The organism is Erwinia rhapontici (genome assembly GCF_012271765.1).
Taxonomy (GTDB): Bacteria; Pseudomonadota; Gammaproteobacteria; order Enterobacterales; family Enterobacteriaceae; genus Erwinia; species Erwinia rhapontici.
The window spans coordinates 304,840-322,611 of sequence record NZ_VRKO01000013.1 but is presented as its reverse complement, the minus strand read 5'-3'; the positions used below and the strand labels follow the sequence as shown (position 1 = coordinate 322,611).

At 54.1% G+C, this 17,772-nt stretch carries 17 protein-coding genes and 1 tRNA gene; 11 read left to right on the top strand and 7 right to left on the bottom strand.

All coding sequences use genetic code 11. The features are described from left to right. Positions 1 to 470: 470 nt before the first annotated feature. From FVB43_RS12570 to FVB43_RS12555, 4 genes are all read right to left on the bottom strand, one after another. Positions 471 to 1,579, bottom strand: a protein-coding gene (locus FVB43_RS12570; protein WP_422718027.1) for an IS3 family transposase whose coding sequence is annotated in 2 segments (ribosomal slippage) — positions 471 to 1,327 and positions 1,327 to 1,579 — 1,110 coding nt in all. Because the reading frame shifts where the segments join, the coding sequence is not laid out codon by codon here. 269 nt (positions 1,580 to 1,848) lie between these two features. Beyond that, entirely contained in the window at positions 1,849 to 3,054 is a 1,206-nt protein-coding gene (locus FVB43_RS12565; protein ID WP_167864085.1) for a tyrosine-type recombinase/integrase, read from the bottom strand. A gap of 195 nt (positions 3,055 to 3,249) precedes the next feature. Beyond that, a tRNA-Arg gene (locus tag FVB43_RS12560) sits at positions 3,250 to 3,326 on the bottom strand. Between the two features lie 234 nt (positions 3,327 to 3,560). After that, positions 3,561 to 3,878 carry a hypothetical protein gene (locus FVB43_RS12555; protein ID WP_133845700.1) on the bottom strand — a complete coding sequence of 106 codons (318 nt, stop codon included), beginning with the start codon at positions 3,876 to 3,878 and terminating at the stop codon, positions 3,561 to 3,563. A 244-nt stretch (positions 3,879 to 4,122) separates the two neighbouring features. Between FVB43_RS12555 and folD the strand changes: the two genes are divergently transcribed. Then, complete coding sequence (folD, locus tag FVB43_RS12550) at positions 4,123 to 4,989, top strand: bifunctional methylenetetrahydrofolate dehydrogenase/methenyltetrahydrofolate cyclohydrolase FolD (protein WP_167864084.1); 867 nt, start codon at positions 4,123 to 4,125, stop codon at positions 4,987 to 4,989. Then, positions 4,989 to 5,201, top strand: a complete 213-nt coding sequence (ybcJ, locus tag FVB43_RS12545; protein WP_133845703.1) for a ribosome-associated protein YbcJ — start codon at positions 4,989 to 4,991, stop codon at positions 5,199 to 5,201. The genes folD and ybcJ overlap by 1 nt, the downstream gene beginning before the upstream one ends. A gap of 85 nt (positions 5,202 to 5,286) precedes the next feature. Here ybcJ and cysS read toward each other — a convergent pair whose 3' ends face one another. Further along, entirely contained in the window at positions 5,287 to 6,675 is a 1,389-nt protein-coding gene (cysS, locus tag FVB43_RS12540) for a cysteine--tRNA ligase (protein ID WP_167864083.1), read from the bottom strand. Between the two features lie 343 nt (positions 6,676 to 7,018). On the opposite strand from cysS, the gene ppiB reads away from it, so the two are divergent. The 5 genes from ppiB to FVB43_RS12515 all read left to right on the top strand — a co-directional run bounded on the left by ppiB (position 7,019) and on the right by FVB43_RS12515 (position 11,070). Next, positions 7,019 to 7,510: a peptidylprolyl isomerase B gene (gene ppiB / locus FVB43_RS12535; RefSeq protein WP_133845705.1), complete on the top strand. Its 492-nt coding sequence runs from the start codon at positions 7,019 to 7,021 to the stop codon at positions 7,508 to 7,510. Positions 7,511 to 7,512: 2 nt separating this feature from the next. Further along, the gene (gene lpxH / locus FVB43_RS12530; RefSeq protein WP_133845706.1) at positions 7,513 to 8,229 is read left to right on the top strand and encodes a UDP-2,3-diacylglucosamine diphosphatase; all 717 of its coding nucleotides are present in this window, start codon (positions 7,513 to 7,515) and stop codon (positions 8,227 to 8,229) included. A 148-nt stretch (positions 8,230 to 8,377) separates the two neighbouring features. After that, positions 8,378 to 8,887 (top strand): 5-(carboxyamino)imidazole ribonucleotide mutase, encoded by a 510-nt coding sequence (gene purE, locus FVB43_RS12525; protein ID WP_159337488.1) that lies wholly within the window; start codon positions 8,378 to 8,380, stop codon positions 8,885 to 8,887. After that, entirely contained in the window at positions 8,884 to 9,951 is a 1,068-nt protein-coding gene (gene purK / locus FVB43_RS12520) for a 5-(carboxyamino)imidazole ribonucleotide synthase (RefSeq protein ID WP_159337489.1), read from the top strand. Before purE ends, purK begins: the two co-directional genes overlap by 4 nt. Before the next feature lie 366 nt (positions 9,952 to 10,317). Continuing rightward, a complete protein-coding gene (locus tag FVB43_RS12515; RefSeq protein ID WP_167864082.1) occupies positions 10,318 to 11,070 on the top strand; it encodes a helix-turn-helix transcriptional regulator in 753 nt (250 codons plus the stop codon). Between the two features lie 41 nt (positions 11,071 to 11,111). Here the strand turns inward: FVB43_RS12515 and ybbP are convergent, their stop codons facing one another. Next, a complete protein-coding gene (gene ybbP, locus FVB43_RS12510) occupies positions 11,112 to 13,529 on the bottom strand; it encodes a putative ABC transporter permease subunit YbbP (RefSeq protein WP_167864081.1) in 2,418 nt (805 codons plus the stop codon). Continuing rightward, entirely contained in the window at positions 13,526 to 14,212 is a 687-nt protein-coding gene (gene ybbA, locus FVB43_RS12505; protein ID WP_133845711.1) for a putative ABC transporter ATP-binding protein YbbA, read from the bottom strand. The genes ybbP and ybbA overlap by 4 nt, the downstream gene beginning before the upstream one ends. Here ybbA and tesA point away from each other — a divergent pair. The 4 genes from tesA (at position 14,183) to FVB43_RS12485 (ending at position 17,721) form a co-directional block, all read left to right on the top strand. Continuing rightward, complete coding sequence (tesA, locus tag FVB43_RS12500; RefSeq protein ID WP_167864080.1) at positions 14,183 to 14,806, top strand: multifunctional acyl-CoA thioesterase I/protease I/lysophospholipase L1; 624 nt, start codon at positions 14,183 to 14,185, stop codon at positions 14,804 to 14,806. The genes ybbA and tesA overlap by 30 nt on opposite strands. 31 nt (positions 14,807 to 14,837) lie before the next feature. Further along, entirely contained in the window at positions 14,838 to 15,608 is a 771-nt protein-coding gene (locus FVB43_RS12495; protein WP_167864079.1) for an SDR family oxidoreductase, read from the top strand. 69 nt (positions 15,609 to 15,677) lie between these two features. Further along, entirely contained in the window at positions 15,678 to 16,535 is an 858-nt protein-coding gene (locus FVB43_RS12490; RefSeq protein ID WP_167864078.1) for a co-chaperone YbbN, read from the top strand. A 511-nt stretch (positions 16,536 to 17,046) separates the two neighbouring features. Next, positions 17,047 to 17,721: a hypothetical protein gene (locus FVB43_RS12485; protein ID WP_167864077.1), complete on the top strand. Its 675-nt coding sequence runs from the start codon at positions 17,047 to 17,049 to the stop codon at positions 17,719 to 17,721. Positions 17,722 to 17,772 lie beyond the last annotated feature (51 nt).

Genomic DNA, 17,772 nt, shown 5'->3' with positions numbered 1-17,772 from the left:
AATTGGTACATAAGGATATGCGCCGTAGGCACCTTTGCGAGACCGAAAATATAGATAGAGCATAAGCAGCTCCTTTTAGTTATCTTCGATTAGATGAATTTTCTGGCTTCCGCCGCCATTTTCAACTCCGCCTCTTCGGTCTACTTCCGTTTCAGTTAGGCTTTACCTTCCGGTGTTGCAAGAGATTTACCAGCGTGGATCTTACGGTTGTTGTGCTTGAATGCTGCTGTATTTTTCTCCATTATTGCCTCCAGATGGGCCCGCCGCTGGGCCACACAGACAGGCTAAAGAAAAGTACGGTGTTAAATCCAGATGCAAAAATACCCCACCAAATGGTGCCGAAGGCAATAGGTGACCATTACGTGCCGTGTGACCTGCTCCCCGTTGATTAACACACCCCGATGTTAGTAATGTCTTCATAATGACCCGCTCCCCGTATGTGATCCAGCCATAATCAGGAATAACCGGCTTCATTCTGGCTGCATATTCTGACAACCGGCAGATTTTTCGGCAAATTCGCAGGGGGTCATCCAGCCCAGTGCAGAATGGGGACGACTCTGGTTATAGTGTATGCGCCAGGCCTCAATTTTGCACCGGGCATCCTCCAGAGACATGAACCAGCTCTCGTTCAGGCATTCCTGCCTTAACCTGCCGTTGAAGGACTCCACCGTCGCGTTGTCCGTCGGCGTTCCCGGGCGTGAGAAGTCGATCCTTATCCCTCTTTCATACACCCACCTGTCCAGCATTTTCCCTGCAAATTCAGAACCATTATCGGTTTTCAGCAACTGCGGTAAAGGACCTCTGAGCGCTATGCTGTTCAGCATTTCTGCCACTTCTGTTGAACGCAGATTCTGCCCCACGCAGATCCCCAGGCATTCGCGGGTGTACAGGTCGATAACCGTCAGCAGGCGCAGCCGTCGCCCGTCAAACAGCGCGTCCGAGACAAAATCCATGCCCCATACGTGATTCGGATACAGACCCTGCGGCTGGGGCTGCCGGCGCTGTGCGGATTTATTGCGCCGTGGCCGTTTGAGGCGCAGCGACAGCCCCTGCTCGCTGTAAAGCCGGTAAATCCTTTTGTGGTTATCGCGCCAGCCTTCCCTTCTGAGCATCACGTGTACGCGGCGGTAACCGTAATGCACCCGGGTTTCGGTGATCTCGCGGATGCGCAGGCGCAGCGCACTGTCATCGGCAGCAACAGAACGATACCTGAACGAGCTGCGGCTGACCCGCAGCGCAAAACAGATTTGTCTTTCGCTGGCACCGTACCGGGCCTGTAAATCCCTGACCCATTCGCGCAGGCGTGCCAGCGTCAGCTCTTTTTTGCCAGCACGTCCTGCAGCATCGCCTTGTCGAGGCTCAGATCGGCAACCAGCCTCTTCAGCCGCAGATTTTCCTCTTCCAGCTGCCGCATATGCTTCAGCTCCGAAGGAGAAATGCCACCGTATTTTTTACGCCACGTATAGAAAGTGGCATCCGAAATGCCCAGCTTGCGACAGACGTCCGGCACTGACGTACCCAGTTCAGCCTGCTTCAGGGCAAAAACAATCTGCTCTTCAGTGAATCGTGACTTTTTCATCGGCACCACCTCCGTTCAGGGGAGTATGTATCATGCCGGAATTCTGTTTCTGAATGGAGCAGGATTTCGGGTCAGGGTCACGTGTTGGACACATAAGGAAAGGCGGAGCGTAGCGACTTCCACTGTTAGCCCTTGTCTCTTCACAGGGAGGAACGAGCCATATGTGATCCCCTCACGGGAATGATGATGCCTTGTCATGGCTTCTTATCAGGTAGCCGTTGTGATCCGGTGGCTGAAACCGTGGTCGGAATCGAACCGGCACTTCCCATTTAAACGGCTTTATGGAGCTCAATACTATTTATTTTTCCTATGCCCTCCACATAATCCCCATACCACTGCAACATCTCCCTTCTCTGCTCCAGATACTGCGCATGGTTATAGGTCCCTCGAATCGTATTCTTGTCCACATGTGCCAGCTGCAATTCAATCCACGCTGTATTGAACCCCTGCTCATGCAAAATGGTACTCATCGTGTGCCGAAAGCCATGCCCTGTCGCTCTTCCATGATACCCAACCCGTTTCAGCACCTGATTGATACTCGCTTCACTCATTGGTTTAGTAATGTCATTACGACCGGGGAATACAAGGTTGTATCGTCCTGTCACTGCCTGGATCTCGCGTAAAGCATCTACGACCTGATTTGATAAAGGCACCATATGCGGACGTCGCATCTTCATACGTTCCTTAGGCACCTCCCATATAGCTTTATCAAGATCGAATTCTTTCCACTTAGCCTGGCGCAGTTCAATAGTACGCACTCCCGTTAGCATCAGAATCATCGTCGCATTACGGGTGATAGGACTACCTGTGTAAGCTGCAAGCGCCTGCAGAAACTCAGGCAATTCATCAGCGAGTAAATGGGGAAAGTGTTGTGCTTTAGGCGTTGCTAACGCGCTGGCAAGTTCTGACGCTGGATTGTTCTCTGCCCTGCCGGTAACAATGGCATAGCGGAATACCTGATTACACGCCTGTCGGATTTTGCGCAGCTTATCCAGTACACCACGCCTTTCCAGCTTACGTAGCGTGGTAAGCATCTCCAGTGGCTTTATCTCAGCGACAGGACGTTTACCGAGATCGGGGAAGATATCATTCTCAAATGCTTCCATCAGATCCTCGGCGTAGCCTTTTGACCAGCCCGGGCGTTTATACTCGTGCCACTCAAGAACTATAGCCTTGAAGTTGTTCTCAATCGCAACTTTGCGAACCTGCTTATCTACTTTCTTCTGCTCGCTGGGATCGATGCCATTTGCAACCTTCCGTTTGGCTTCATCACGACGCTGTCTTGCTTCCAAAAGAGTAATCTCTGGATAGACGCCCAGCGCCAGCGTCTTCTGCTTACCGTCGAAGCGATACTGCAACCGCCAGTATTTAGAACCGTTCGGATGCACCATCAAATGCATTCCTTCCCCATCGGTAAGCTTGAAGGCTTTATCGGTAGGTTTTGCACTGCGGACTTTTACATCTGTAAGCGCCATAAGCGGCTCTCCATTGCTGGATGTTGGTATAAAGAATCATTGAACGGGGTTGTACCAACACATATACCAACAAATAGTACTTGATGTGGGTTGATTTCGGTAGACTTAGGTAGAGTAGAGGAGGTTTAAAATCAGTTATTCCATTCAATTTTAGGCATAAAAAAAGACGTCAGTTGACGTCTCTTGATATGAATTTGGTACGCCCTACAGGATTCGAACCTGTGACCTACGGCTTAGAAGGCCGGTGCTCTATCCAACTGAGCTAAGGGCGCATTGTGATTGCGTCGAATTATACGGTGGGATCCTGCTGAGTCAACGTTTTTACCGCCTGGTGCTCCCTAATGCTGAAGTTATGAACAGTATCTAAGCTTTATCTCATAACGAGCAGGCAATCAGAGTAAGCGGTATGCGTTTTGTCTGTCGCCACAGAGGCAGAAGCAATAAGGCGCCCATAAAAAAACCCACCTGACGGTGGGCTTATCTTCTGAATAACTGAACAGAGCGCCTTAGTTGGTCGCTTTGTTTTTCAGCTCTTCTGCACCCTGCTTGGTTTTATCCCAGCCTTTTTCGGTGCCTTCTTTGGTTTTGTTCCAGGCCTTTTGGCTGCCTTCAGAAATCTTGCTGCTGGTTGAATTGCTCTCACCTTCTGCAGCATGTTTCGCCTTCAGCTTCATCTCTGCCCCCTCATTCTGGGACTTATGCAGTTTCTCTTTGGCGGTATCGGCACCTTTATGCGCTTCAGCAACGGTGTTATCGGTGGTCGTTGCGGCGAAAACCGGAGAAGCCAGCAGCAAAGCAGACAGTGCAATAATAGTCTTTTTCATTATTCCCTCTTTCTCTTTTTAGATGATTTGCCGTGTTACAACGTCATCCTGGCACAGTCAGTACCAGAAAGATTTAGGAATAAACCGGGAATGACCCGGTAAGTGTGGTTGTGGCTTAGTGGAACACCTCTGTCGCTGGACGAATGCACCTCAACGATTGAATCTCTGCCTGACAGCGGGGCGCGCTTCTGACAAAATAGGCGCAATCCCCGATTTAACTCAAAACAGATGGATCCCCTCTCTGATGGCAGCAAAAATTATTGACGGTAAAACGATTGCGCAGCAGGTGCGACAAGAGGTTGCAGAACGTGTTCAGCAACGTCTCGCAGCAGGTAAACGTGCGCCTGGTCTGGCCGTGGTTTTGGTGGGCGAAAACCCGGCTTCGCAGATTTATGTTGGCAGCAAGCGTCGTGCCTGCGAAGAGGTCGGTTTCCTCTCACGTTCTTACGACCTTCCCGCCACCACCAGCGAAGCGGAACTGCTCGACCTGATTACCAAACTGAATAACGACGCAGAAATCGACGGCATTCTGGTGCAGCTTCCGTTGCCTGCGGGCATCGACAACGTGAAAGTCCTGGAGCACATCGCGCCAGAAAAAGACGTCGATGGCTTCCACCCTTATAACGTGGGCCGCCTGTGTCAGCGCGCACCGAAACTACGCCCGTGCACGCCGCGCGGTATTGTTACGCTGCTTGAGCGCTATAACATTGATACCTTCGGCCTGAATGCCGTTGTCGTCGGTGCTTCCAACATTGTTGGCCGTCCGATGAGTATGGAACTGCTGCTGGCCGGTTGCACCACCACCGTGACCCACCGCTTCACCAAAAATCTGCGTCACCATATCGAACACGCCGATTTACTGGTGGTTGCCGTCGGTAAACCTGGCTTTATCCCCGGTGAGTGGATCAAGCCAGGCGCGATCGTGATTGATGTCGGTATTAACCGTCTGGAAAGCGGCAAAGTGGTGGGCGACGTGGAGTTTGATGTGGCGTCTGAGCGTGCCTCTTACATTACGCCAGTGCCTGGCGGCGTGGGGCCGATGACGGTTGCCACCCTGATCCAGAACACCCTGCAGGCCTGCGAAAACAACGACAATGGAGCAACAGCATAATGGCAAACTTCTCTCTGGGCGATCATCCCCATGTCGACCTGTGCGACCTGATGAAACTGGAAGGCTGGGTAGAAAGCGGCGCAATGGCGAAAATCATGATCTCTGGCGGTCATGTTACGGTGAATGGCGTAAAGGAAACCCGTAAGCGCTGCAAAATTGTGGCGGGTCAGAAGGTTGAGTTTGACGGTGAAAGCGTTACCGTGACGGCCTGACTTTCCGGCTGTGAAATAAAAAGGCGACCCGCGGGTCGCCTTTTTTTATGCTGCATCCGCAACGGGCCTGCGGCCCGTCGGCAGATTACTTACGGCGCCAGCTGGTGCCGCCTGCGGCATCTTCCAGCACGATGCCCATCTCATTGAGCTTGTCGCGTGCCACATCGGCCTGCGCCCAGTTCTTTGCCGCACGAGCATCAATACGCATCTGGATCAGCGCTTCAATCTGCGCCACTTCTTCATCGTTGATATTCACACCGCTTTGCAGGAACTGCTCCGGGTCCTGCTCCAGCAGGCCCAGCACGCCAGCCAAAGTACGCAAGCGCGCAGCCAGGCCGTTCGCCGCTGCTTTATCGGTGTCTTTCAGGCGGTTGACTTCACGCGCCAGGTCAAACAGCGCCGAGTAGGCTTCCGGCGTATTGAAGTCATCGTCCATTGCGGCGCGGAAGCGGGCTTCGAACTCTTCCCCACCCGCTACTTCAGCGCTGGCGTCGGTGTTACGGATAGCAATATAGAGGCGCTCCAGCGCGGAACGTGCCTGATTCAGGTTATCTTCGCCATAGTTCAGCTGGCTACGATAGTGGCCGGACATCAGGAAGTAACGCACGGTTTCCGCATCGTAATGCTCCAGCACATCACGCACGGTAAAGAAGTTGTTCAGCGATTTGGACATCTTCTCGCGATCAATCATCACCATGCCGGAGTGCATCCAGACATTCACATACGGGCCATCGTGGGCACAGGTAGACTGGGCAATTTCGTTTTCGTGATGCGGGAACATCAGGTCAGAACCGCCGCCGTGGATGTCAAAATGCTCACCCAGCTGTTTGCAGTTCATCGCCGAGCACTCAATGTGCCAGCCCGGACGGCCCATTCCCCATGGAGATTCCCAGCCGGGTTCGTCCGCTTTCGACATTTTCCACAGCACGAAGTCCATCGGGTTGCGTTTAACGTCAAGAGCCACTTCAACACGCGCACCGGCCTGGAGCTGTTCCAGATCCTGGCGTGATAACGAACCGTAGTTAGGATCGCTGTCGACGGAGAACATCACGTCGCCGTTGCTGGCCACATAAGCATGTTCACGCGCGATCAGTTTGCTGACCAGCTCAATGATCTCAGGAATATGGCGTGTCGCACGCGGTTCCAGGTCCGGCGGCAGGATATTCAGCGCGGCGAAATCCTTGTGCATCTCGGCAATCATACGATTGGTCAGTTGCTCAATGGTCTCACCGTTTTCATTCGCACGTTTGATGATTTTGTCATCAATATCGGTGATGTTACGCACATAGTTAAGCTCATAGCCGCTGTAACGCAGGTAACGAGCGACCACATCAAATGCCGCGAAGGTTCTGCCGTGTCCGATATGACAGAGGTCGTAAACGGTAATGCCACACACGTACATACCGATTTTACCGGCATGGATAGGTTTAAATTCCTCTTTTTGACGACTCAGGGTATTGAAAATCTTTAGCATTGAGACATTCCGTTTTAGCGTGTGCGGGATTAGCGATGAAGAGTTAATGCTTTATTCTGCCGTATTCTTCACGTTAGCGCCACGCTAATGCCAATGAGAGTGAGCCCCCCAAAATAATTCATGTTGCAGGAAGGCGGCAAGGACGCTTATCCCCGGGAACATAGATAACTTTGTGACCGGGGTAAGTGGATGCAGCCAACGCATCTGCAACGTGAAGAATGAAGGGGGAGGCTGACGAGCCATCACATTTTGTGATATAAGAGCCGTCTGTCGCACGGAACAGACGTGAGTCTCAGCTTCCGGCGCCCAATGTTAAATACTCCAACCCTGACAGGATGAGAATATGGTCACTTTCCAGACTAATCATGGCGATATCGTCATCAAGACTTTCGATGATAAAGCACCGGCTACCGTTAAAAACTTCCTTGAATATTGCAGCGAAGGTTTTTACGACAACACCATCTTCCACCGTGTGATCAACGGTTTTATGATCCAGGGCGGTGGTTTTGAACCGGGCATGAAGCAGAAAGACACCAAAGACGAGATCCGCAACGAAGCCAGCAATGGCCTGAAGAACACCAAAGGCACCCTGGCAATGGCTCGTACCCAGGCGCCACACTCTGCTACTGCCCAGTTCTTCATCAACGTGGCTGACAACGACTTCCTGAACTTCCGTGATGAAAGCCTGCAGGGCTTCGGTTACTGCGTTTTCGCTGAAGTGGTTGAAGGTATGGACGTTGTTGAGAAAATCAAAGCCGTATCTACCGGCCGCAGCGGCATGCACCAGGACGTACCAAAAGACGACGTGATCATCCAGAAAGTCACCGTCAGCTAATAATGTCGCACACGCTGTTTATCGCAGATCTCCATCTGTGTACTGAAGAACCGGCAATCACTGCCGGTTTTCTGCATTTTTTACGCCGTGAAGCACAGCATGCTGATGCGCTGTACATTCTCGGTGACCTGTTTGAAGCCTGGATTGGCGATGACGACCCGAATCCGCTGCATGCGGAGGTCGCGACGGCTCTGCGCCAGTTGGCTATCCCTTGCTACTTTATTCACGGCAATCGTGACTTCCTGGTGGGCAAGCGCTTTGCAACAGCCTGCGGTATGACGCTGCTGCCGGAAGAGCAGGTGCTGGATCTGTATGGCAGACAGGTGCTGATCATGCACGGTGACACGCTGTGTACTGATGACGAAGGCTATCTGCGCTTTCGTGCCAAAGTACAACAACGTTGGTTACAGACGCTGTTCCTCGCCCTTCCCCTGTTTGTGCGCCAGCGTATCGCGCTGAAAATGCGCGCCGGAAGCCGCGAAGCTAACAGCAGTAAATCCCAGTCGATCATGGATGTGAATCCCCAGGCTGTTGTGAACGTGATGGCCCGCCATCAGGTTCAGTGGCTGATCCACGGTCATACTCATCGCCCTGCAGTGCATCCTCTGCTGATCAACGGGAAAGCGGCTGAACGCCTGGTTCTGGGGGCCTGGCATGAAGAAGGCTCGATGATCAAAGTCAGTAGCGATGAAATAAGCCTGATTTCCTTCCCGTTCTGATTCAAAAACCTGGCGAAACCCGCCGCTATTTCGCGCCACGCAACCGTTTTCCTTGCCGCTCAGTCGTGATATTCTCTGTGCCCTTCCCACCTGGTAAGCCTACAGCGCCATTCAGGTGAAGTATCACAATCACAGGAGTCAGACCCGCATGTCATCCAACGCCGCACCGGCCCGCATTGCTATTGTTATGGGTTCCAAAAGTGACTGGGCAACCATGCAATTTACCGCGGAAATTCTCACCAGCCTTGATGTTCCGTTTCACTGCGAAGTGGTGTCTGCACACCGCACGCCGGACAAACTGTTCAGTTTTGCCGAACAGGCAGCGGATAATGGCTATCAGGTGATTATCGCAGGTGCAGGCGGCGCGGCGCACTTGCCGGGTATGCTGGCAGCAAAAACGCTGGTTCCGGTACTGGGCGTGCCCGTGCAGAGTGCCGCACTGAGCGGTGTCGACAGCCTGTATTCTATTGTGCAGATGCCACGCGGCATTCCTGTGGGCACGCTGGCGATTGGCAAAGCCGGTGCCGCCAATGCCGCCCTGCTGGCCGCACAGATCCTCGCGCTGCATGATGCCGAACTGGCAGGCCGCCTGAATCACTGGCGCCAGACCCAGACCGATGAAGTGCTGAATAACCCGGACCCACGGGTGGATGCATGAAGCCGGTCTGTGTATTAGGTAACGGTCAGCTGGGACGGATGCTGCGCCAGGCGGGTGAGCCGCTGGGCATTGCCGTCTATCCGGTGGGCCTGGATGCGGAACCCGACTCCCTGCCCATTGCGCAGAGCGTGATCACTGCCGAAATCGAGCGCTGGCCTGAAACGGCATTAACCCGTGAACTGGCCAGCCATAACGCCTTTGTGAACCGCGATATCTTCCCGCTGCTTGCCGACCGTCTGACCCAGAAGCAACTGCTGGACCGACTGGGTCTGGCAACCGCGCCGTGGCAGTTGCTCTCCAGTGCAGATGAGTGGGCGCAGGTGTTCACCACACTCGGTTCCCTTGCCATCGTTAAGCGCCGCACCGGCGGCTATGACGGACGTGGCCAGTGGCGCCTGCGTGCAGATGAAACCGCATCACTGCCTGCTGATTGCTACGGCGAGTGTATTGTTGAGCAAGGAATTAACTTCTCTGGTGAAATGTCGCTGGTCGGCGCACGTGGCCACGATGGCCGCACGGTGTTCTATCCGCTGACGCACAACCTGCATCAGGACGGTATTCTGCGCACCAGCGTAGTATTGCCGGATGTGGATGCGCAGCATCAGCAGCAGGCCGAGCGTATGCTCTCCGCCATCATGAACGAACTGAACTACGTCGGCGTGATGGCGATGGAGTGTTTCGTGGTACCGGAGGGTTTGCTGATCAACGAGCTGGCACCACGCGTACACAACAGCGGTCACTGGACGCAGAACGGCGCATCGATCAGCCAGTTTGAGCTGCATCTGCGGGCTATTCTCGACCTTCCACTGCCAACGCCTGTCGTCAGCACACCCTCGGTGATGGTCAACCTGATTGGCACCGACGTCAATCTGGCATGGCTGGAGCAGCCGCTGGTGCACCTGCACTGGTATGAGAAGGAAGTGCGTGCCGGGCGTAAAGTGGGCCACCTGAACCTGTCTGACGTCAGCCCACTGGCCCTCAGCCATGCGCTGAACGCGCTGGTGCCGCTGCTGCCGGAAGAGTACGCCAGCGGGATTGCCTGGGCGGTTGAGAAGCTGGATTAATCCCTTTGCCTTGCGGGCTGACCGAAACAGAAGGTCAGCCCCTACAGCCGCCTGCCCCATTAATGAATGCTAAATTCTGAAAATGGCGAGTGCCTGACTGTACTAAAGTACAGCTACATTCCCGGCACTTATGGTCTATGCTCCCTGCTATAAAAAATAGTACACATCTAGTCCCTTTTCAGTCTTTAGCCGCATACTTTGTCCACACCAGGGAACCCGTTTACAGGGTTCCCTTTATTCTTATTTATTCCCCACATTTAATGAAATATTCACTCTTTGCCACGCCAAAATTAGCCAGATAACAACGGCCATGGTAATGTCTTTACTATAGATTAAGGATGAATAATCGTACAGGGAGAGTAGAATATGCGTGATAACTTCTTTAGCAACACCACTATCAATTCCATTATAAAGCGTCATATTGAAAAAGAGCTATCGAGCTTCAATAAAATAAAATATGTTTACGCGATCATGAGCAAAAGCAATCCTGCCGATGTTTCTATTATTTCTAATCGACAAGAATGGTTCCGCATCTATAAACAAAACAACTTTCAGTTCATTGATCCGGTTGTCATCACCGCATTACACCGCATTACACCTTTTTCATGGGATGAAAATTTCCTACTCAGTCAGGGCATCAAGTCACTCAGCTTTTTTGACATGGCCCGAAATCATGACATTATCAATGGTTACACTTTTGTTCTCCACGATCAATACAACAACCTGGTTATGCTTTCGCTTTTTTCAGAAAATGAATATGACAATGACATCGAAGATATTGTCCTGGAAAATAAAAGTAAACTTCAGCTTCTGTTGATATTAACCCATGAGAAAACAACATACCTGTATCATAAACTACAGATTGACAGTGATTTCGAAAAGATGAATAACAGAAATATATTTTCTCATCGTGAAAATGAGATCATATATTGGGTCAGCGTAGGGAAGTCCTATCAAGAAATAGCGATTATTACCGGGGTGAAACTGACAACAGTGAAATATCATATTGCCAACGCTGTGAAAAAATTAGGCGTTAACAACGCAAAGCATGCCATCCGTCTTGGCGTAGAGATGAAACTTATTCGCCCTGTATTCCCTGACAAAGAGGATAATAACTAAGGTCCGCAGTAAACAGGCCGGCTTTCACCGGCCTCCTTTCACTATCCTGCGTAATACCCTCTGAACAGCGCTTTCCCTTTCAGCAAGCGCACACCCAACCAGCCGCCGCACAATGAGAGCAGCAGCGCGCCGGTCAGAGGCAGTACCAGCCACAGCACGAAATCAGGCTGCCACGGGAAATCGAACACTTTGCGTTGCAGCCCCCACAGCGCCGCTTCGGCACCAATAGCCGCTGCAACACCGGACACCACACCAAGTAGCGCAAACTCGCACCACAGCGTACCGCGCAGCAGCTTTTTACTGGCACCCAGCGTACGGTAGACCACCAGCTCCTGACGTCGCTGACGCATGCCCACCTGGATTTGCGCCAGTAACAGCAGCACGCCGCAGGCCGTCACCAGGATCACCATAATCTCCAGCGCCTGGCTGACCTGCGCCAGCACCTGCCCTATCTGCTTCAGGATACTGCCAATGTCCAGCAGACTGAGCGTCGGGAACTGACGATTAAGCTGTGCCAGCGTGGCATTGTCATTATCCATACGGAAGCTGGTCAGCCACGTTTGCGGCTGTCCATCAAGCGCGCCCGGAGGGAAGATAAAGAAGAAATTCGGCTTCAGGCTTTCCCAGTCGACTTTGCGCATACTGCTGATTTTCGCGCTGAACTCCTGAGTATCACCGGTAAAGGTCAGCGTATCTCCGAGCTTCACGCCCAGACGGTTTGCCAGCTCCTGCTCAATGGACACCTCCCCATTTTTTGGCGGCCAGCTCCCCGCTGTCATCGGGTTGTGATCCGGCAGATCCTTCAGCCAGGTCAGGTTCAGCTCGCGGTTCAGGGATTCATCCTGCGCCGGATCGGCAGGCTGCTGATTGATCCCGGTCAGGCGTACTCGCGCTACAGGATAGAAGGTTTCTGCCTTCACCTGATGCTGTTGCAGGAAGGCCTGCACCTGCGGCACCTGCGGCTCGGTAATATTTAACAGGAAGTAGTTCGGGCTACCCGCCGGCAGTTGCTGCTGCCAGCGATCCAGCAGATCGCCACGCATCACCAGTAGCAATGCCAGCAGCATAAACGACAGCGAAAACGCCGCCAGCTGGCTGAGCGTGGTCCAGGGCTGACGCAGCAGTCGGTTCACCGCCAGACGAAAGGCCAGATTACGCAACGTCAGACGGCGCAGCAGCAGCAGGCCGCCCCAGCCAATGGCACCCAGCAGCAGCGACAACAGCACAATACCTGCCACCAACGCCCACAACAGTTTGCTGCCCCCCACCAGCAGAGCCAGCAGGCCAATCACCACCACCGCCATCGCAGGCAGATACAGCTTCAGCGGCCAGATATTCGCCACGGCATCGCGGCGCAGGACGCGCAGCGGTTGGGTCGCCAGCAGTAAGCGATAAGGGCGTAACCCGACCAGCAGGGAGATGACAAACAGCGATCCCACCGCCCACAGCCACGGCCAGGCACTGGCGGCAGGAAGCTCACCCGGCAACACCGGACGCAGCATCCGCAGCAGCAGTGCTTCAAAACCCAGCCCAATGGCACTGCCCACCACCGCCGCCAGCAGCAGCACTGCCAGCCACTGGCCGATAATCAATTTACGCAGTGCCGTGCGGTTAGCCCCGAGCGTTTTCAGTACCGCCACCAGATCGTAGCGGCTGCGACAGTAATGGCTCATCGCTACGGCCACGGCGGCAATCGCCAGCATCAGCGTCAGCAGTGCTGACAGCAGCAGGAATTGCTGGGCGCGCTGCATGGATTTCCCCAGCGCATCCTCACTGTTTTCCACGCTGATCCAGCGCTGGTCGGGCGTCAGCCGCGCTTCAATATAACGGTCATAACGCGCCAGTTGCGCCGGAGTGCCGGAGAATTTATAGCGCCAGGTGATGCGGCTGCCGGGCTGGATAGCCCCGGTTTTCTCCACATCGGCCAGGTTCATCAGCAGACGCGGTGCGGTCTGGAACGGGTTAAAGCCCGCATCCGGCTCCTGGATCACTTCCCCCCCAATACGCAGAGTGGTATCCCCCACGTCGAGTTGGTCCCCGGCTTTACGCTCCAGCAATGCCAGCAGGCGTGGTGCGGCCAGCACGGTACCCGCTGCGGGTTTCAGCCCGACGGGTGCGGTCGTCAGCTGGCCGAACATCGGATAGAGATCGTCCACCGCCTTTACCGACGCCAGCTGCGGGGTCTCTCCGGCAAACGTCATGGTCATAAAGCTGAGCTGACGCCCTACCTGCAATCCGTCAGCACGCGCCTGCGCCAGCCATTCATCAGGTACGGCTTTGCTGCTGCGCAGCGTGCGGTCACCCGCCATAAAGTCACGGCTCTGCTGGCTTAAGCCTTTTTCCATACGGTCACTGAGTGAGCCCAACGCCAGCACGCAGGCCACCGCCAGTGTTAACGCCAGCCAGACAATCAGCAGCGAGGGCGATTTCCACTCACGCCAGAACCAGCGCCAAATCATGCTTCCTCCCACAGCTTGCCATCACGCAGCCGCAGCCGACGATCGCAGCGCGCCGCCAGCTGTTCATCATGAGTGACGAGGATCAGCGTGGTGGCATAATCACGGTTCATCGAAAAAAGCAGATCGGCAATACGGTCACCCGTTTTGCGATCAAGGTTACCGGTCGGTTCATCGGCAAACAGCAGCGCCGGGCGGCCGTTAAAGGCGCGGGCCAGCGCCACGCGCTGCTGCTCTCCGCCAGAAAGCTGAGCAGGAAGATGGCTGAGACGCTCGCCCAGCCCAAGTTGCGCCAGCAGTGCGGCTGCCTGCTCACGGCTCTGACGATCGCTTTCACCGCGCAGCAGTGCCGGAAGTTGTACATTTTCCTGAGCATTCAGGGTCGGCACCAGCATGAACGACTGGAAAACAAAGCCGACATTCTTCGCCCGTAATTCAGCCCGCTGCTCCTCGTTCATCTTGTGCAGCGGCTGGCCGAGCATCATCACCTCTCCTTCGCTGCCGTCGTCCAGCCCGGCCAAAATTCCGAGCAGCGTCGACTTACCCGATCCCGATTCACCGATCAGGGCGAGGGTCTCAGCCGGTTTGACAACCAGCTCAACTCCGGTAAGGATGGAAAGCTGATGCTCACCCTGACCGACGGACTTACTAAGACGATGAACTTCAAGAATGTTTTCCGCTGGCATTACCCTTTCCTGTTCTTATTGGCTTTTATGACGCTGCGCGCAACGGCGGCAGATACGCTGCTGGTACTCGGCGACAGTCTGAGCGCCGGTTACCGCATGTCTGCCAGTGCCGCATGGCCTGCGTTACTCAATGATAAATGGAAAAAATCCCCCACCATTATTAACGGTAGCATAAGCGGTGACACCGCGACGCAGGGGCTGGCTCGTCTTCCTGCACTGCTGAAACAACATCAGCCGCGCTGGGTACTGATTGAACTGGGTGGTAATGATGCATTACGCGGTTTTGCCCCACAGCAGGTGGAGCAGGACCTGGATCAGGCGATTAAACTGGCGCTGGCCGCCAAAGCGCAGCCGATTCTGATGCAGATACGTATACCGCCAAACTACGGCAAGCGTTATAGCGAATCCTTCGCTGCCATTTACCCCAGGCTGGCTCAGGAACACGCTATTCCACTGGTGCCGTTCTTTATGGAACAGGTTTATCTGAAACCGGAATGGATGCAGGACGATGGCATTCATCCGAACCCTGCGGCACAACCGTTTATTGCCGACCTGATGGCCAAAAACCTGGCTCCCCTAGTTAAGCATGAGTGACCCGGCTCTGAGTGCCGTGGCAGGTAAAGTTATGCAAAAAAGTATTGTTATTACGGGCAGTTCCAGCGGTATTGGCCTGGTGGCCGCCAACGATCTGCTGCGCCGTGGCTACCATGTTATCGCGGCCTGCCGTAAACCGCAGGATGTGGAACGCATGAACGAACTGGGTTTTAGCGGTGTCTTGCTGGACCTGGATGACGCCACCAGCGTCGAGCATGCCGCCGGGGAGATCCTGGCGCTGTGTGATGGTCGCCTGGCAGGCCTGTTCAATAATGGGGGCTTCGGCGTTTATGGTCCTTTGCAGTCGGTATCGCGTCAGCAGCTAGAACAGCAGTTTGCCACCAATCTGTTCGGTACCCACCAGCTCACTATCCTGCTGCTGCCTGCGTTGATCGCCGCTAACGGGCGCATTGTGAATACCAGCTCGGTGATGGGGCTGATCTCAACACCCGGGCGTGGTGCCTATGCCGCCAGTAAATACGCGCTGGAGGCCTGGTCCGATGCCCTGCGGATGGAGCTGCACAGCAGCGGCGTGCGCGTCAGCCTGATTGAACCGGGACCGATTCATACCCGCTTTACCGATAACGTCCGGCAGGCGCAGCAGGATAAACCGGTGAAAAATCCCGGGATCGCCGCCCGCTTTACGCTGCCGCCGGAGGCGATTCTGCCGAAGCTGCGGCATGCGCTGGAGAGCCGCCACCCGCGTTTGCGCTATCCTGTGACGATGGTGACCCATGTCATTACGCTGTTGCGCCGTTTGCTGCCAGGCTGGATGATGGATCGGTTTTTACGCCAGAATTAGTCGCCGGGCCTTGAAGCATCGCCCCTCGCCCCAATACAGTAAGAAACTTACGTGAAAAGAGACGAATTCATGTCACCACAAGCCGCTATTGTCGAAATTAATGAAACCAACCTGCAACAGACGCTGGAACAGTCGATGCAGATCCCGGTGCTGTTTTACTTCTGGTCAGAACGCAGCCAGCATTGTCAGCACCTGACGCCGCTGCTGGATCGTCTGGCGCAGGAGTATGCCGGTCAGTTCGTTCTGGCAAGGCTGGACTGTGACGCGGAACCGGCCGTTGCGCAGCAGTTTGGACTGCGTTCCATCCCGACGGTCTACCTGTTCCAGAATGGTCAGCCGGTCGACGGTTTCCAGGGTCCGCAGCCGGAAGAAGCCGTGCGTGCCCTTTTAGAGAAAGTGCTGCCGAAAGAAGAAGAGCTGAAAGCCCAGCAGGCGATGCAGCTGATGGACGAAGGCAAACTGATTGAAGCCCTACCGCTGCTGAAAGAGGCGTGGGCACTGAGCAACCAGCGCAGCGACATCGGTTTCCTGCTGGCCGAAGTGCTGATCGGGCTGACCCGCAGCGAAGAGGCCGAAGCGGTACTGAAAGTGGTGCCTTTGCAGGATCAGGATACGCGCTACCAGGGTCTGGTAGCACAGATCGAGCTGCTGAAGCAGGCTGCGGACACACCCGAAATCCAGCAACTGCAACAGCAGATCGACGCTGATCCGGACAATGCCGAACTGGCTACCCAGCTGGCATTACAATACCACCAGGTCGGGCGCAACGAAGAAGCGCTGGAACTGCTGTTCTCTCATCTGAAGAAAGATCTCGCCGCGGCCAACGGTCAGGCGCGTAAAATTTTGCAGGACATTCTCGCCGCGCTGGGTACCGGCGATGCGCTGGCGGCGAAATACCGTCGTCAGCTCTACTCTCTGCTCTACTAAAACACAGCAGGCCGATGGCACACCCATCGGCCTGCCGTATATCAATAACATCCCGGCTCCCCTTCCCTCTGCTCGTACTCTGTAGCACTCCCCACCATCATTAGTCTTAATCCAGTCTGAAAGAAAATATATCTCTGTTAAAACGGATACCTGGGCCTGATTTTTGAGTCACGCTATTTACCCTGCCATGAACTGACCTTGACTCACCTTCCCCGTGAAGAATGGCCTGCACCGCTGACGCCCACAAGACTAACTAAAGACTAATAAAATCAAACACTCACTATAAAGACTTATGGGCAATTAAAAATACCGTCAAAATATTGACTAAAGTCAACTTACATAGACAGCAATAAGACTAACATTGCTCACATAGCGAAGTCACATCAGGTGACATACCACAGAATAAAAGCCACAACAAAGTCAAAAGGATAATGACAGTTAAATCTGCGTGGTCAGTATCAGAATTCTGATATCGCAACGTTATTAACCCTTCATATCTACTGGAAAAATCATGAAACGCACGATGATCGCGCTTACTGCCCTGGCCCTTCTATCCTCTTTTAATACGTCTGCTGAAGATCAGTCCCACGCCTTTAATGATGCAGTATCAACTCTGCATCAGTTGCAGGAGCAAGAAAAAGACAATCTGGCACATTACAACGAAACGGACAGCAATGATGGAACAGGTCGCTTTAACGCCGATGGATCTTTCAATGACTCTTTAGCAATGCAAGGTGACAAGATCCGTGCCGACCGTCGGGCTGCGCAGAGAGAAGTCAACGGAACAACGTATCGCAATCAGGTACAACAGCAGCAAACCGATGCTAAGGCGGCCGACTTGGCAAATACGGTTGCCCAGAGTAAGGAACGCGTCAGCCATGATGACCGTTTACTGGGCGCAATGGCCCGCCAGCCAATGGCGACCCTGAGCCCGGCAGTGAACATCGGTGTCAAAACACCCGTCCAGTCGATGCCCTCAGTCATCTTAAATAAACCCGTCTCCGTCTCGAAAATCACGTTCGCTACCGGCAAAGGTAACGCCGGAGGTCAGGGCGGCCATGCTTCACACGGTGGTTCTGGCAATCGCGGTGGCGATAATGCGCACAGTGCCGCTTTTGGTGGTCACGGTTACGGCCATGACAACTCGCGCTCCGAAGGTTTCGGTGGTCATTCGCACTTCCACTAAAAGTGCACAGGCTTTTCCAATGGGTCAGGTCATCACCTGACCCCTTTCGAA